Genomic DNA, 15,376 nt, shown 5'->3' with positions numbered 1-15,376 from the left:
ATTTAACATAAAATCCTGAACATTATGTTTTCCTTTTTCAAACGGCAAAAAAACGAGATTATAGTACCTGAATGGGCTTCTTTTTTCAGTAAATCTGAATATAAGGTCTTTGTAGATGCAATTGATAAATTTTTTTATGATAGAAATATCACTTATACGCTGGGTGATGCTTTGATAAATGTAGGGCCTAATGATTTTGATTGGGGGGTATTGGGATTGATGAATCTTGCACAGGCCTGCAAGTTGGCGGAAGTATCGGATCGCCAGGAACTGGTTTTGGGACATTTTGAATCGATGATCAGGACATTTCAATTTGAGAAGGATTTTAAAGAGATCATTGACGATTTTAATGCGATAGAAGAATATATCGCTACCCGCCTTTATCCCCTGGATTACCTGGATCATGGCGGGAAAGAAAACAAGGTTTACCGGATGCTGGCAGGCGAAATAGCCGAGGTTTTAGTATTTGATTTACCGGATGCGGTTCAAACTATAACGCCTGAACAAGCGGGAAAATGGAAGAAGACCTGGGATAAATTGTTTGAAACAGGCATTGAGAATATCAGAAGTAAATATCCCTGCAGTATCACACGTGAAGAGATAGGGCAAACCAGTATATGGTTTGCATTTGGTGATCATTTTTTTGCGCCTAATATCATATTTGATATGACGCGTAACCCTCAGTTGGTTGGAAGCAAAGGATCGCTCATCGGGATCCCGCACAGGCACACCGTTATTATTTATCCAATTGAGAATATAGATTTTGTTAACGCTGTTAATGATATGATCCCTGTTATATACGGAATGAACCAGGAGGGGCCGGGATCGGTAAGTAGTAACCTGCTCTGGTATAAGGATGGCATATTTGAAAATCAGCCTTATGAAATAGAAGATAATACTATTAAATTTTCCCCAACGGATGGATTTTTAAAAGCGATGGAAATTATAGAATCCTGAAGCTATGCAATCCACCCCGATAGACATGTTTTACCTCACTAAGGAGGAGCCCAACAAAAGCTGCCTCCTTGCCCTGCGGGATATTATCCTGGCACAAGACCCTGATATAACCGCCGAGTGGAAGTATAACATGCCCTTTTTTTGTTATAAGGGCAAAATGTTTTGCTACCTGTGGGTGCACACCAAAAAACAACGGCCGTTTTTAGGGATGGTTGAGGGCAAACACCTGCACCACCCCGAATTGACTTATGAAGACCGTGCCCGCATCAAGATCATGGTTTTTGACCCGATAGAGGACTTGCCTGTTGATACGATCCGTTTTATCCTGAACGAAGCAATTGACCTGTACAGATCGGGGCTGATCAAATTGCCGAAGAAAAAGCGATAATTTTTTCTGTAGAGACGCATCACATGCGTCTGAAGCGATACAGAGACAGCATACAATTCGTTATTTTGCAAACGACAGACACATGTGATGTGTCTCTACAAAAAGTGTAAAACCATGACCATCGAAACCCTTCAAACCATTTGCCATAAGTTACCCGGTGTAACCGAAGATATTAAACTGGGCGAACACCTGTGTTTTAACGTTGGCGGCAAATCATTCCTGTTTACCCATCCCGATGGTGTGCCGCCTTCGGCTTCGTTCAAAGTACCTGCCGAAGATTTTGAGGAGATAATCTCCAAAGAAGGCCTGGAACCACAGCCTTACATAGCCCGCTATAAATGGGTATTGGCGCGTGACATCAATAGTTTAGGAGAAAAGGAATGGGAGCATTATATCAGGCAGTCGTACAGGCTTATTGCTGATAAACTGCCGGGCAAGGTTAAAAAGGAACTGGGTTTGTAATAAGCGGGTTTATGGCTAAATTAGCCGCTGTGGGCGCTATCCATGTACCCGATCCTAAACACTTGTCATGAATAAAATTTTCAATCAAAAACTAAAAGGTTTTGCTTTAGCAAATGCATTTGCTATTGTGCTTATATCTATAACTGCATATTTTAAACCGGAGAGCGCCTTGCTTGTTTTTTCGGAATTTATAATCATTCCCATACTCATTGGCCTCATCATCGCTTACTTTTTACGAAATTTGCCCGCTATCAGTACCCGTAAGCTTGTTGGTTATTCATGTTATAATACCATTATAATTATTGCACTAAGTGCTATTTTCTTACATGAAGGTGTCATCTGCCTTGTTATTGTTTCACCTTTGCTAATCGTTTTTATTTTCCTGGGAATGCTTGGCGGGCGCAGTATGTTTCACAGGGATAATGAGATTCTTAATGTAAGCGTTTTCGGCTTGCTGATGTTGGTTTTTATTGTCGATTCACTATCCAAACATAATTATACCAATATGGTGGCCGATGAAGTGGTGATCAATGCGCCGGTAAGCGAAGTATGGAAACATGTGGTTGCCTATAAAAGGATAGAAGCACCTAATAAATACTGGTTGTTTCAGATTGGGATGCCCAGCCCGGTTGAATCCACCGCCGAAGGCTATTATCTTGGGGCGAAGCGTAAATGTATTTTCAGCAACGGTTATGTATTTGACGAAAAGATTGTGACCTATGATGTAAATAAAAACCTCACGTTTGATATCACCAACCAACCCCGCGACCCGGAGATCATGGGGCATATCGATATCCTGAGAGGCCAGTTCCTGCTGCATGATAACGGCGATAATACTACTACGCTCATTGGCAACAGCTGGTATAAGCTATATGTTTTCCCAACCTGGTATTATGACATCTGGGCAAAAAGCATTACCCGCAATGTGCACTTAAGGGTGATGGAACATATCAAACAGTTGAGTGAGGAAAAATAACATGTTCCTGTTTGTAAGGAAATATTTCGGCTTTTTGAAGTTCGTACCAGGGCTGGCCATTGTATTTGATGGGCTGCTCAAGTTGGGTACTTTTGCATCCAAACCAGCCCTGCTCGATTGGATGGATGAGATAGAAGCCAAAGCACTCAGCTGGCCAAATACCCGTGCCACAACCCACAAATATGGCGGACTGCAACTCAATTACATCAAAACCGAGATAGGCCATATCCACGGCAACGGCCTGCTGGATATGCTCCTAAGCCGCAAAATAAAGGAACAACTAATGGCAGATGGCCGTATTGAAGATCATCATACATTTAAAAATACCGGCTGGATAAGTTTTTATATCCATAATAAGAATGATGCCGGATATGCTTTAGCGTTATTGCGATTGGGGTATGAAAGGTTGGAGGGAAAAAATAATAACGACCTTTAATTTTTAAACAGATTGCTAATGATCAAACTTAAACTACTGGTAATAAGAACCGGCGACATGCAAAAGCTGGTTGATTTTTACGTTTTACTGGGTTTTACTTTTCATTATCATCAGCACGGAAATTCTCCTTACCATTATTCGGCAATTATTGATGGAACTGTGGTTGAAATTTATCCCCTTACCAAAAGTCAACCGGAAGCTGATAAGCATCTGCGCTTAGGTTTTGAGCTGGATGATTTTGATTTGGTGATTGTTTCATTAAAAAAGGCAGCAGTTCAATTTATATCAGAGCCAGCACAGACCGATTTCGGGTTTATGGCTGTAGTTGTTGATCCGGACGGCAGGAGGGTGGAGTTGTATAAGAAGTAAAATACGACTATAGCGCAAGTCTTGTGTGGAGGTTGTGGGATGATGACTTGTGTTTGTGAAGGGCATTGTGGAAGGCACAAGTCGCCCGGAGCTATTACCATCGCTCAAGACTTGCGCCAGGAGGGGGACAAGATTTCTCACTCGTTCCTCGTTTCGAAATGACAATTTTGTTTTAGAAGTAAATAAAAGCCCTGTGTTTTGCAACGCAAAACACAGGGCTAAAATGCTATTCAAAAGTACCCCCTTCAGGGGGCGGAGGGGGCTAAACCACCATATTTACAATGCGGCCTTTTACCACAATCACCTTTTTAGGGGCTTTACCATCAAGGTATTTTTGTACATCGGCGCTGGCTAAAACGGCGGCTTCTATTTCTTTTACATCCAGGCTTAACGAAATGCTCAGGTTCATTTTCATTTTGCCGTTGATAGAGATAGGGTATGCAAACTCATCCTCTATTAAATAGGTGCTGTTAAACTTAGGGAACGGCGCGTATGATAAAGTTCCATCGGCATTACCCAATAATGACCATAACTCCTCGCAAATATGCGGTGCGTATGATGAAAGAATGATCACCATATCCTGCAAAATAGCGCGGTTATTACATTTCAGATCGGTTAATTCATTCACAGCGATCATGAAGCTGGAAACGGATGTATTGAACGAGAAACGCTCGATATCTTCTTCCACCTTGCGGATGATCTTGTGCAATGATTTCAGCTCGGCTTTTGACGGCGCTGCATCGCCTACACCAAACTCCCAAGCATCATTATGGAATAACCTCCAGAATTTGCGTAAAAATTTGAACACACCTTCAATGCCATTGGTATTCCATGGTTTGCTTTGCTCCAGCGGACCTAAGAACATTTCGTACATACGTAGCGTATCGGCACCAAAACGGGTTGCTATATCATCCGGGTTAACAACGTTGTAATATCTTTTCGACATTTTTTCGACCTCAACACCACAGATGTATTTGCCGTTCTCCAGGATAAATTCGGCATCGGCAAATTCAGGTCGCCATTGTTTAAACTTGGCTATGTTTAGTACTTCGTTCTCAACAATGTTAACATCAACGTGTATCGGCGTAGTTTTATGTTCCTTAATTAATCCGTGCGATACGTAGGTGTTGGTGCCTTTACCCCCTTCATCAATCAGCCTGTAAACAAAGTTACTCCGACCCTGGATCATGCCCTGGTTAATCAGCTTTTTGAATGGTTCTTCTTCAACCACCAAATCAAGATCTTTCAGAAACTTGTTCCAGAAGCGGCTGTACAATAAGTGACCGGTAGCATGTTCGCTGCCACCAATGTACAGATCCACATCTTTCCAGTATTCAATAGCCTCGCGCGATGCAAATTCTTTATCGTTTTGGGCATCCATATAGCGGTACCAGTACCAGCTTGAACCTGCCCAGCCTGGCATAGTGCTTAGCTCATACGGGTCATCTTCGTGTTTCCAGCCTTCAGCACGGCCTAATGGCGGTTCGCCGGTTTCGGTTGGGAGGTATTTATCAATCTCGGGCAATAGTAACGGCAGGTGGCTTTCATCAATTAAATAAGGCAAACCATCTTTAAAGTAAACCGGCACTGGCTCGCCCCAGTAGCGCTGACGACCGAAAATGGCATCACGCATCCTGAAGTTGATCTTGGCCTTACCTGCGTTAATCTCTTCCAGTTTGGCTACAACAGCGGCGGTTGCTTCCTTGTAAGTTAAACCGTTTATAAAATCGGAGTTGATGTATTTACCTTCCTTGGTTGGGTCGGCTTCGGTTTCGATGTTTTGAATGTCGATGATTGGTACTATCGGCAAATTAAAATGCTTTGCAAACAGGTAATCGCGCTGATCGCCTGATGGTACGGCCATAACAGCGCCTGTTCCGTAACCTGCCAATACATAATCAGCAATCCAGATCTGGATCTGCTGCCCGTTCAATGGGTTAAGCACATAGCTGCCGGTAAAAGCACCGGAAACAGTTTTGGCATCGGCCATCCTGTCCAGCTCCGATTTCTTTTTGGTTTGTGCGATGTAAGCCTCAATATCGGCTTTTTGCTCCGGAGTGGTAAGCGAAGCTACCAGTTCATGCTCTGGTGCAATTACCAGGAAAGTAACACCGAAGATGGTATCAACCCTTGTGGTGAAAACTTCGATAAAGTCAGTATCCAATTGCGCGTTATGACCTGATTTATCTATCGGGAATTTCACAGAAGCCCCCGTACTTTTACCAATCCAGTTCCTTTGCATTTCTTTCAAAGGCTCGGGCCAGTCAATAGTGTCAAGGCCTTGCAATAACCTTTCGGCGTAGGCGGTGATACGCATGCTCCACTGGGTCATCTTTTTTTGTTCAACAGGATAACCGCCGCGCTCACTGAAGCCGTCTTTTACCTCATCGTTTGCCAATACGGTACCAAGGGCGGGGCACCAGTTTACGGTGCTTTCGCGCAGATAGGTAAGGCGATATTTTAACAGTTCGGCCTGCTGTTCCCGGTTGCTTAAAGCTTTCCATTCATCAGCAGTAAAACTTAATATTTCATCATCACAAACGGCATTGATACCTGCCGATCCATTGGCTTCAAAATGAGCAACAAGCTTGCCAATTGATTCGGCTTTGTCGGCATCTTTATTATACCAGCTGTTAAACAGCTGCATGAAGATCCACTGGGTCCATTTATAATAATCGGGCGAACTGGTGCGCACCTCACGGCTCCAGTCGAACGAAAAACCGATCTGGTCAAGCTGACGGCGATAAGTGGCGATATTATCTTCGGTAGTTATGGCAGGGTGCTGACCGGTTTGTATAGCGTATTGCTCGGCCGGCAGGCCAAAGCTATCATAGCCCATAGGGTGCAGCACGTTAAAGCCTTTTAAACGTTTGTAGCGTGCAAAAATATCTGAAGCGATATAGCCCAGCGGGTGCCCAACGTGCAGGCCCGCCCCTGATGGGTAGGGGAACATATCCAGCACATAATACTTGGGTTTACTGCTTTTGTCTTCGGCTTTAAAGGTTTGGTTTTGTGCCCAAAACTGCTGCCATTTTTGCTCTATCTCTTTAAATTGGTAGTCCATTTGATTTTTTACGCGTATGAGGTTGCGAAATTAAGCATTTCCCTATTAGTTTAGTAGTTATTAATGGATTAGTTGGGGGAAATGGTATTTTTTTCGACCCTTGTTGGTGTCATGACTATAGGTGTTCGGGAGAATTAAAAAAAGCGTGGGATTGTGCGATTCCCTCCCCTGGGAGGGTGTAGGGAGGGGTTTCATCGATAAGCCATTCATTGAAATGGCGCATAGACCCCTCCCTGCCACTACACATCTCTATCGCACCCCTCCCCAGGGAGGGAATTAAAAATCTTCCGAACACTTTCCGTCTCCTCAGGGTCTCTTGCACAAATTTAAGTTAACCCACACCTGCTATGCAACATATACGTAGTGTTGGTTTTATGGGATTAACTTAAATCTTCGAGAGACCCCGGGGGGACGAATATCTATCATTTAAAACGTAGGGAAAGCAGGTTTCAACACTGGCTAACCTTTTGCCTCTACCCATCGTATAAAACGGGTATAAACGAGATTATAACCTTCTACCCTTAAATATTTTCAAAATTTCTTAATCAATTGATAATTAGTTAAATTTGCGCGGAATTAAAATCCTAAACATGAAACACAATTACAAAATTATAGTATTGCTGCTTGCCGGCATTACTGCCATTTACACCTCGTGCCATAAGCTTAACATGGCGCCTGATAATCAAAGTACAGTAAGTAAAAAAGAAGCGAGTGTACAAATAGCACAAAGCCTTGTTGGTATCTTTAACCCCGAAAATGGAGGATTTGATTTTAAGAACGGTTTAAGCATGCCAACCGATCTTTCCCTGAACAAAAAAGGTAAGATCAAGGTACAATCTGTTGACCCCAAACCTCAGTGCGGTGCTAAGCTGGATACTACCATTGCGTTTAATTTAGATCAAAGCGATACTTCTAAAATTGATATCTGGGCTAAAGTTAAGTATGAGCTTACCTGTACCAATGGCGTACCATCGGGCGTTACCGCTAACGACAGCTTAAACATGACCGTAGTAAGCAGCGAATTTAAACTGGCTTTAAGAATGGGCGAAAACCTGACGCTGAAAAGTCTTAACCCGGGCGTTGAGCATGCGCAATACTCGTTTGATGGGCCTGTTAACTATTATGCTAAAGTTGATTATAACAAACCCACAACAGATCAGCCAAATATTGAAGGTACGTTTAACTATAATTTTAAATCAATTGTAGTTGACCCTAAAAAAGACCCTGATTTTATTTTGGGTGGCAGCGCTACCTTTTCGAGTAAAGGGAATATTGGAAAAAATACCTGGAATTACAAAGGAACGATAACGTTTTTAGGCGGTCACAAAGCCAAGATCACTATTGATGGTACTATTTACACAGCCGATCTGATAACCGGAGAGATAAACTAATATCTGTTTAAAAATATATAAAAAGCCCTGCTCCCTAACCGGGATGCGGGGCTTTTTATTTTCTGTGCTTTTCGATCGGTATTTTGAAGCTGTTTAAAATTGATGAATATCTTTTACAGGTAAATAAAATTTCATTGCCGTTGGTTTTAACCAACGGAGCAATGAGTAGCGATAAGATGGGCTTCAGCCCAAATCCGCTTGCATAATTAGGCTAAAGCCAAGACTTTTCAACTTCATTACCGTTGGTTAAAACCAACGGCAATGAATATTTTGCATTTTTAAACAGCTTCTTAGAAACGATCAAAAAAAACTATTTAAGCAAAAAAACGTCGGGCGCGGCATAGTTTTTATTGTTCGCTTGATTTATAAATAATGGGGAATATTTTCTACATGATTTTCCTCAATCCGGGGAAAGCCGGTAGTGGTGTTTTTTGTTTTAATAGAGGATATAAGCCTGAATGTTCGTTTGCTTTAAGCAGATTATCAGCCTAAAAGGTCAAATCGTTGGGTTTTGTGCACGTTGTTTCAACAATGGTATGCTTGTTGCCAAATGAGGGAAGAGAGATCTAAACTTTAATCTGATATCACATTTATGAAACTAAATCTACGCAGCATATTTCCATTACTGGCAGGTGTAGCTGTTCTTTATTCGGCCTGTACAAAAACAGGTGTTAATGTAAAACCCGATCCGTCAACAGTAAAAGCAAGTGATAATGTAGCCAGCTCGGCAATTGCAGATAACCTGGCAAAATCATTAGCTGGTTCATTTGGCGGCGCCAGCGTTAAAGATGGCGTTACCCCATCAACCAATGCTTCATCATCAAAACTTAAAGTACAAAGCACTTACAATTGTGGTTTTTATATTGATACCAGCCTGAACCTTGTGTTTAACCAGGGCGATACTTTAAAAGCAACCAAAACAGGCGGTGTTAAATACTACTTTGTATGCGATGGCAATAAAACCGTTGGATATGATTCGGTTGATTCATTAAACACTGTAGGCAGCGGACCTGGCTTTTCATATGTTTACAACATTGTACAGAAATACAAAGTAAGGGGCCTTAATACCAATAACTCCAATTTTACTATGGATGGGCCAATGAAAGCTTATGCCGACAATGAGTACACTAAATACAAAACTTTTAGCAAGGTGCATAACACTTATGTGTTCACTAACCTTTATGTACACGCCGATGATAACTTTGATATCACCAGCGGTACAGCTACTTTCCGTTCGGAAGGAAAAACAAATGGCGGCGGCTGGGATTACAGCGGTACCATTGTTTTCCTGGGTAACCACAAGGCTAAACTGACTTTCCTTAACAAGATCTTCTTAATTGATTTAATTACCGGCACAGCAACACCGGCATAATCACAATCTTTCAATCAATAAATCATGCCCTGTGCCGGTTTCCGGTACGGGGCTTTTTTGTGTTTGAAATAACAACTTGCTATATTGCCGCCCCAACCTGTTGCTCCCCCTTTAGGGGGCTGGGGGGATCAATCATGAAACGCCTCTTATCAAACCTAACTTTCCAGGTACTTATTGCCATTGCCCTTGGGGTAATAGCCGGCTTATATGTTAAAGGATTTGCCCCCACGGCCGAACTGATCAGCAAAACGTTCATCAGCCTGATCACCATGCTGATTGCGCCGATCATATTTTTAACTATTGTACTGGGGATTGCCGGTATGAGCGATATGAAAAAAGTAGGCAGGGTTGGCGGTAAAGCTTTGCTGTATTTTGAAATTGTAACCTCATTTGCACTCATTATTGGCGTTATGGTGGCTAATATCATTAAGCCAGGCGCAGGCTTTGAAAACCATGCTGCCAAAATGGATACCACTAAGCTGGCCGTATATGAGAAAGCCGCTGCCGAAATGCACTGGGGCGATTTCATTGCCCATATTGTTCCCTCAAACATGTTTGAGGCGTTTGCCAAAGGCGATATTTTACAGATCCTGTTTTTTGCGATATTGTTTGGTTTCGGGTTAAGCCGCATGGGCGACACCGGGCAAACAGTGATCCAGTTGTTTGATAAGCTCTCGAAAGTGTTTTTTAACATTATGAAGATAGTGATGAAGGTAGCACCCATCGGAGCTTTTGCGGGGATGGCTTTTACAGTGAGCAAATACGGCATCCAAACGCTTAAGCCGCTGGCCCTGCTTATGGGTTCGGTTTATCTGACCATGTTCCTGTTCATATTTGTGGTATTGAATATTATTTGCAGGCTGTTTAAATTCAGTCTTTGGGAGTACCTGAAGTACATCAGGCAGGAGATCCTGATTGTGCTGGGCACATCTTCGTCCGAGTCGGCATTGCCGGCCATGATGGAGAAGATGGAAAAGTTTGGCTGTTCCAAATCGGTGGTGGGCTTGGTGATCCCTACGGGGTATTCCTTTAATCTGGACGGTACTACGATCTATCTTTCCATGTGCGTGATATTTTTGGCGCAGGTGTTCAATATCCCGCTTTCGCTGGGGCAGGAGCTAACCATTATTGGTATACTGATGATCACCTCCAAAGGCGCGGCGGGCGTAACCGGCAGCGGTTTTATTGTACTTACCAGCACGCTCACGGCTATTAAAATAATCCCGGTTGAAGGTTTGGCGATACTGATAGGTGTTGACAGGTTTATGTCGGAAGCGAGGGCTATAACCAATGTAATAGGCAATGGTGTAGCTACTATTGTGATTGCGAAGAGTGAGGGGGAATTTAGGAAATGATTTCGGATTTGGGATTTTCGATTTCGGATTTTGTCTGAACCGGGATTTATAGATTTGCTGGATTTTGGGATTTTACTGATCGCAATGAAAAAATCCTGTGAATCCAAAGAATCCTCCCAAATCCCGGTTCAGACAGAAGCATTAGGGATGGGAGCGGATACCGGCCGTGTGGTTAAGGCCTGTGCAGTATGAGCGTACAGCCCGGGCCGCAGGCAATGCCCATATTAATATTAGAAATTTAATTTCGCGCAAAGGCGCTAAGCCGCAAAGAGCCTTAAACTAACCATCTTTGCGCCTCCGCGCCTTTGCGTGACACAACCGAATATCCTATGCCCAACCCCTTAAAAGTCACTTTTATGTTAACATATAAATTTAGATTACAATAGGGTTTGACATTCGGGCAAAAACTTTAGCTTTGCCGTACTAAAACGAAAAAACCAATGAGTGTACTCGTAAATAAAGATTCAAAAGTTATTGTACAAGGTTTCACCGGTAAAGAAGGTTCATACCATGCCGAGCAAATGATTGCTTATGGCACTCAGTTAGTTGGTGGTGTTACACCAGGTAAAGGTGGTCAAAGCCATTTAGACAGGCCGGTTTTTAACACAGTTAAAGATGCTGTAGTTGCAACCGGTGCCGATGTATCAATCATATTTGTACCTCCTGCTTTTGGTGCAGATGCCATTATGGAAGCTGCCGAAGCCGGCATTAAGGTTATTGTTTGTATTACCGAAGGCATCCCTACAAAGGATATGATTGCGGTAAAAGAATATCTTACAGATAAGGATGCACGCCTGATTGGTCCTAACTGTCCGGGCATCATCACTGCTGATGAAAGTAAAATAGGTATCATGCCAGGCTTTATCTTCAAAAAAGGTAACGTTGGTGTGGTTTCAAAATCAGGTACTTTAACTTACGAAGCGGTTGACCAGGTTGTTAAAGCCGGCTTGGGTATTACTACTGCTATCGGTATCGGTGGCGACCCGATCATTGGTACACCAACCAAAGAAGCTGTTGAATTACTGATGAACGATCCGGATACTCATGGTATTATCATGATTGGCGAAATTGGCGGAAGCATGGAAGCTGATGCAGCCCGTTGGATCAAAGCAAATGGTACAAAACCGGTTGTTGGTTTTATTGCAGGACAGACAGCGCCTCCGGGTCGCCGTATGGGCCACGCAGGTGCTATTGTTGGCGGTGCCGATGATACTGCTGCTGCCAAAATGAAGATCATGGCCGAGTGCGGGATCCGCGTGGTTGAATCACCTGCTGAGATCGGCGCTGCTATGGCTGAAGAATTGGCTAAGTTAGCTTAAGGCTGAAAGTCTAAAGCGGAAAGCTTTTATAATATTTAAAATCCCGGTCATGGTTTGGCCGGGATTTTTTGTTTGCCGTATAGTAAATCATGTCATTGCGAGGAGCAAAACGGGTATGAGCCCCGGCGCGACGTGGCAATCGCATGCTATACAGAGCGGCTTTGTTTCCGTGCGATTGCCACGCTGCGCTCGCAATGACATGGTTTGTTTTGAACTTGCGCTCGTTTGTAACGAGCGCTTAATATGGCTTTGCAATTTGTATAGCCAGTTGCATTATGAACGCAGGCCCGGGTTATGCTTTCGTTAAACGAGCGCGGGTTGACCAATTCTTTCATTCTGCAAATTCAGGTTCAACCATTTTTTTCGTATCTATGTATATGGTCAATAAATTCCGCAAACTTGCCTATACAATCCTCTTATTTGCAATAGGATTTACCTCCACTGCCCAACCCTACAAGCCTGCAACCTTTACAGATCCTGACAGGCTGAAAAAGATTCAAGCCACTTTCCCTGTTATTGATCAACTCTATAAAAAATACGCTGAAGACAATCACTGGCCGGGGCTGGTTTATGGTATTGTAGTTGATGGTAAGCTGGTGCATACCGGCGGCTTAGGATATACCGATATCGATGCCAAAATAAAAGCCGATTCAAATTCCGGTTTCCGGATCGCTTCCATGACCAAAAGCCTCACCGCCATGGCTATCCTCAAGCTCAGGGATGAAGGTAAGCTCAAACTGGATGATCCGGCGTATTTGTATATCCCCGAAATGAAGGGCCTGAAATATTTAACCAAAGATGCCATTCCGGTTACCATAAAGCACCTGCTTACCCACACAGCCGGTTACCCGGAAGATAACCCCTGGGGCGACAGGCAGCTTGCCGTAACTGATGATGAGCTGCTGGCGCTGTATAAAAAAGGTGTTTCATTTTCCAATAACCCGGGACAGGGTTATGAGTACAGTAACCTTGGTTTTGCCACGCTGGGTTATATCATCAAAAAGGTATCGGGTAAAACCTATGAGCAATACATCACCGATAATATCCTGAAGCCTTTGGGCATGAACCATACCTACTGGGAGTATACCAAAGTACCCAAAGATAAATTGGCCCATGGCTACCGCTGGCTCGACGGCAGATGGGTTGAGCAGCCTTTGCTGCATGACGGCGCGTACGGCGCAATGGGCGGCCTGATCACAACTATTGAAGATTTTGGCAAATACATGGCTGTACACATGGATGCCTGGCCCCCGCGCGATGATGCCGAAACGCTGCCCGTTAAACGAAGTTCCATCCGTGAAATGCAATACCCATGGGATGTGAACTATTTAACGGTTAATGCCAAAACAACCACGGGGAGGCCCTGCCCCAATGTAAGCGCCTATGCCTATGGTTTGCGCTGGGCTAAAGATTGTGATAACCGTGTATACATAGGCCACACCGGCGGTTTACCGGGTTTCGGCAGTCAATGGAATATTTTGCCTGAATATGGTGTAGGCGTAGTGTCGTTCGCCAATCTTACCTATGCCCGCGCGGGTTATCCCAACACCCAGGCTCTGGATACCTTACTGGCGCTTTCAGGTATAAAACCACGGCAACTCCCGGCTTCTGCCATATTGGAGCAACGCAAGAACGATCTGCTTAAAGTTATTGACGACTGGAGTAAGGCCAAAGAAAGCGGCATTTTTGCCGACAACTTTTTTATGGATTATTTCCCCGAAAAACTGAAAACAGCCGCTGCCGAAACCTTTGCCAAAACAGGCAAAATAGTAAGTGTGGGTGATGTGGCTCCCGAAAATCAGTTACGCGGATATTTTATTATCAAATGCGAAAACGGTAACATCAGGGTGAGTTTTACCTTAACACCTGAAAACCCGCCACTGGTGCAGGAGTTTCATTTTGATGCAGTGCAATAAGCAGCAATAGTTTATCTGCTTAAAATCAGGTTTTCTGTTTTTTCTTTTTAGCCGCCGGGAAAAGCACGTTGTTCAATATAAGCCGGTAGCCCGGTGAGTTGGGGTGAAGCTTAAGGTCTGTCGGCGGATCGTTTACTGCGTGCTGGTAATCTTCGGGGTCGTGGCCGCCGTAAAAAGTCCATTGGCCTTTGCCGTATTCGCCGTGAATGTAACGGGCCTCGTTGGCGGTTTTCATTTCGCCCATGATGGTAACACCGGGTTTGAGCATATTTTTATTGTAGGCCGTGGTTAAACCCATAAACCCTTTAATCACTTTGTCATGGTCCTGTGTAAGCATGCTGGGCACTACATCCCATTTGGCCGAAAAATCAAACAGCGTAAAAAAGTCCCGGGTACGGTCAACCTGGCGGGTGGTAGTAACATCAATATTGCTGAATGAATGTGAGATGGGGTTCATATCCAGCGTAAAGTTCTGAAAGGCGAAAGTCTGGCTGAAGTCAAGTTTGGATTGCGCATCCTGGTCGGCAGCATCGCCGTCAAACATGCGCTCGCAGATGTCGGTATTTGCCGCTGATAAAGCAATATCAAAGGTATCGGTGCCAGAGCACATGGCAAACAGGAAGCCGCCGCCGGCGCAAAAGTCGCGGATGTTTTGGGCTACGGCCAGTTTCATTTTTGATACCTTGCTAAAGCCCAGCTTATGGGCCATAGCTTCCTGGATCTTGATATCATCGGTATACCATTGCGCATAACGGAAAGCGCCGTAAAACTTGCTGTATTGCCCTGTAAAATCCTCGTGGTGGAGGTGCAGCCAGTCGTACTTAGGCAGCTCGCCGTGGATCACCTCTTCGTCGTAAACCAAATCGTACGGAATTTCGGCATATTTTAAAACAAGGGTAACTGCATCATCCCAGGGGAGTTTATTTTTTGGCGAATATACCGCCATCCGGGGTGCTTTCTCCAGTTTAACCAGGTCCATATTTACCGATGGATCGCTTACCTCGGTAATAATTTCGGTGGCTTTGGCATCGGCAATAACCTCATAACTTACCCCGCGGATCTTGCATTCTTCCTCAACCTTCTGCCCGTATTTCATCATAAAGCTCCCGCCGCGGTAGTTGAGCAGCCAATCAACCTCTTCGCCGTTTTTAAGTACCCAAAACGCTATCCCGTATGATTTGAGGTGGTCTTTTTGCTCATCATCCATAGGGATTAATATAGAGGCGGCCCTTGACAGGGAAGGGATGAAAGCTAAAAGCAAAAGGCTGAAAGCAAAAAGCCGGAAATTAGACGACAGGTTAAAGTTAAAATGTGAAAAGTGTCTGCTGCTTGATTGTTGGTTCACGATCCTTGATGATTTGTTTACTGCCG

At 43.9% G+C, this 15,376-nt stretch carries 13 protein-coding genes; 11 read left to right on the top strand and 2 right to left on the bottom strand.

What is annotated here, in order from left to right; translation table 11 throughout:
* Window positions 1-24: 24 nt before the first annotated feature.
* The 6 genes from ACFFGT_RS15795 (at window position 25) to ACFFGT_RS15770 (ending at window position 3,588) form a co-directional block, all read left to right on the top strand.
* Window positions 25-957, top strand: a complete 933-nt coding sequence (locus tag ACFFGT_RS15795) for a DUF1444 domain-containing protein (protein ID WP_377023500.1) — start codon at window positions 25-27, stop codon at window positions 955-957.
* A gap of 4 nt (window positions 958-961) precedes the next feature.
* Window positions 962-1,345, top strand: a complete 384-nt coding sequence (locus ACFFGT_RS15790; protein WP_377023499.1) for a DUF1801 domain-containing protein — start codon at window positions 962-964, stop codon at window positions 1,343-1,345.
* A 114-nt stretch (window positions 1,346-1,459) separates the two neighbouring features.
* Entirely contained in the window at window positions 1,460-1,807 is a 348-nt protein-coding gene (locus ACFFGT_RS15785; RefSeq protein ID WP_377023498.1) for an MmcQ/YjbR family DNA-binding protein, read from the top strand.
* A gap of 67 nt (window positions 1,808-1,874) precedes the next feature.
* On the top strand, window positions 1,875-2,783 hold the full coding sequence (locus ACFFGT_RS15780) for an SRPBCC family protein (RefSeq protein ID WP_377023497.1): 909 nt from the start codon (window positions 1,875-1,877) through the stop codon (window positions 2,781-2,783).
* Complete coding sequence (locus tag ACFFGT_RS15775) at window positions 2,770-3,219, top strand: luciferase domain-containing protein (protein ID WP_377023496.1); 450 nt, start codon at window positions 2,770-2,772, stop codon at window positions 3,217-3,219. The genes ACFFGT_RS15780 and ACFFGT_RS15775 overlap by 14 nt, the downstream gene beginning before the upstream one ends.
* 18 nt (window positions 3,220-3,237) lie before the next feature.
* Window positions 3,238-3,588: a VOC family protein gene (locus ACFFGT_RS15770; RefSeq protein ID WP_377023495.1), complete on the top strand. Its 351-nt coding sequence runs from the start codon at window positions 3,238-3,240 to the stop codon at window positions 3,586-3,588.
* Between the two features lie 262 nt (window positions 3,589-3,850).
* Here the strand turns inward: ACFFGT_RS15770 and leuS are convergent, their stop codons facing one another.
* Window positions 3,851-6,652, bottom strand: coding sequence for a leucine--tRNA ligase (gene leuS, locus ACFFGT_RS15765; RefSeq protein ID WP_377023494.1), 2,802 nt, complete (start codon window positions 6,650-6,652; stop codon window positions 3,851-3,853).
* A 590-nt stretch (window positions 6,653-7,242) separates the two neighbouring features.
* Between leuS and ACFFGT_RS15760 the strand changes: the two genes are divergently transcribed.
* The 5 genes from ACFFGT_RS15760 (at window position 7,243) to ACFFGT_RS15740 (ending at window position 14,005) form a co-directional block, all read left to right on the top strand.
* Window positions 7,243-8,043, top strand: coding sequence for a hypothetical protein (locus tag ACFFGT_RS15760; RefSeq protein ID WP_377023493.1), 801 nt, complete (start codon window positions 7,243-7,245; stop codon window positions 8,041-8,043).
* 592 nt (window positions 8,044-8,635) lie between these two features.
* Window positions 8,636-9,415 (top strand): hypothetical protein, encoded by a 780-nt coding sequence (locus tag ACFFGT_RS15755; protein WP_377023492.1) that lies wholly within the window; start codon window positions 8,636-8,638, stop codon window positions 9,413-9,415.
* 134 nt (window positions 9,416-9,549) lie between these two features.
* Complete coding sequence (dctA, locus tag ACFFGT_RS15750; RefSeq protein WP_377023491.1) at window positions 9,550-10,770, top strand: C4-dicarboxylate transporter DctA; 1,221 nt, start codon at window positions 9,550-9,552, stop codon at window positions 10,768-10,770.
* Window positions 10,771-11,210: 440 nt separating this feature from the next.
* On the top strand, window positions 11,211-12,089 hold the full coding sequence (sucD, locus tag ACFFGT_RS15745) for a succinate--CoA ligase subunit alpha (protein WP_330858181.1): 879 nt from the start codon (window positions 11,211-11,213) through the stop codon (window positions 12,087-12,089).
* A 377-nt stretch (window positions 12,090-12,466) separates the two neighbouring features.
* Window positions 12,467-14,005, top strand: coding sequence for a serine hydrolase domain-containing protein (locus ACFFGT_RS15740; protein WP_377023490.1), 1,539 nt, complete (start codon window positions 12,467-12,469; stop codon window positions 14,003-14,005).
* A 25-nt stretch (window positions 14,006-14,030) separates the two neighbouring features.
* Here the strand turns inward: ACFFGT_RS15740 and ACFFGT_RS15735 are convergent, their stop codons facing one another.
* Entirely contained in the window at window positions 14,031-15,212 is a 1,182-nt protein-coding gene (locus tag ACFFGT_RS15735; RefSeq protein WP_377023750.1) for an asparagine synthetase B, read from the bottom strand.
* Between the last annotated feature and the right edge of the window lie 164 nt (window positions 15,213-15,376).

Origin of the sequence: Mucilaginibacter angelicae (assembly GCF_042434235.1) — a bacterium.
Taxonomy (GTDB): Bacteria; Bacteroidota; Bacteroidia; order Sphingobacteriales; family Sphingobacteriaceae; genus Mucilaginibacter; species Mucilaginibacter angelicae.
The sequence above is the reverse complement of the archived record's forward strand: the minus strand, read 5'-3'. Positions and strand labels throughout refer to the sequence as shown.

Bases quoted from the DNA above. Each gene is read 5' to 3' on its own strand.
- ACFFGT_RS15795 (WP_377023500.1), top strand. From the start codon at position 25: ATGTTTTCCTTTTTCAAACGGCAAAAAAACGAGATTATAGTACCTGAA.
- ACFFGT_RS15790 (WP_377023499.1), top strand. From the start codon at position 962: ATGCAATCCACCCCGATAGACATGTTTTACCTCACTAAGGAGGAGCCC.
- ACFFGT_RS15785 (WP_377023498.1), top strand. From the start codon at position 1,460: ATGACCATCGAAACCCTTCAAACCATTTGCCATAAGTTACCCGGTGTA.
- ACFFGT_RS15780 (WP_377023497.1), top strand. From the start codon at position 1,875: ATGAATAAAATTTTCAATCAAAAACTAAAAGGTTTTGCTTTAGCAAAT.
- ACFFGT_RS15770 (WP_377023495.1), top strand. From the start codon at position 3,238: ATGATCAAACTTAAACTACTGGTAATAAGAACCGGCGACATGCAAAAG.
- leuS (WP_377023494.1), bottom strand. From the start codon at position 6,652: ATGGACTACCAATTTAAAGAGATAGAGCAAAAATGGCAGCAGTTTTGG.
- ACFFGT_RS15760 (WP_377023493.1), top strand. From the start codon at position 7,243: ATGAAACACAATTACAAAATTATAGTATTGCTGCTTGCCGGCATTACT.
- ACFFGT_RS15755 (WP_377023492.1), top strand. From the start codon at position 8,636: ATGAAACTAAATCTACGCAGCATATTTCCATTACTGGCAGGTGTAGCT.
- dctA (WP_377023491.1), top strand. From the start codon at position 9,550: ATGAAACGCCTCTTATCAAACCTAACTTTCCAGGTACTTATTGCCATT.
- sucD (WP_330858181.1), top strand. From the start codon at position 11,211: ATGAGTGTACTCGTAAATAAAGATTCAAAAGTTATTGTACAAGGTTTC.
- ACFFGT_RS15740 (WP_377023490.1), top strand. From the start codon at position 12,467: ATGGTCAATAAATTCCGCAAACTTGCCTATACAATCCTCTTATTTGCA.
- ACFFGT_RS15735 (WP_377023750.1), bottom strand. From the start codon at position 15,212: ATGGATGATGAGCAAAAAGACCACCTCAAATCATACGGGATAGCGTTT.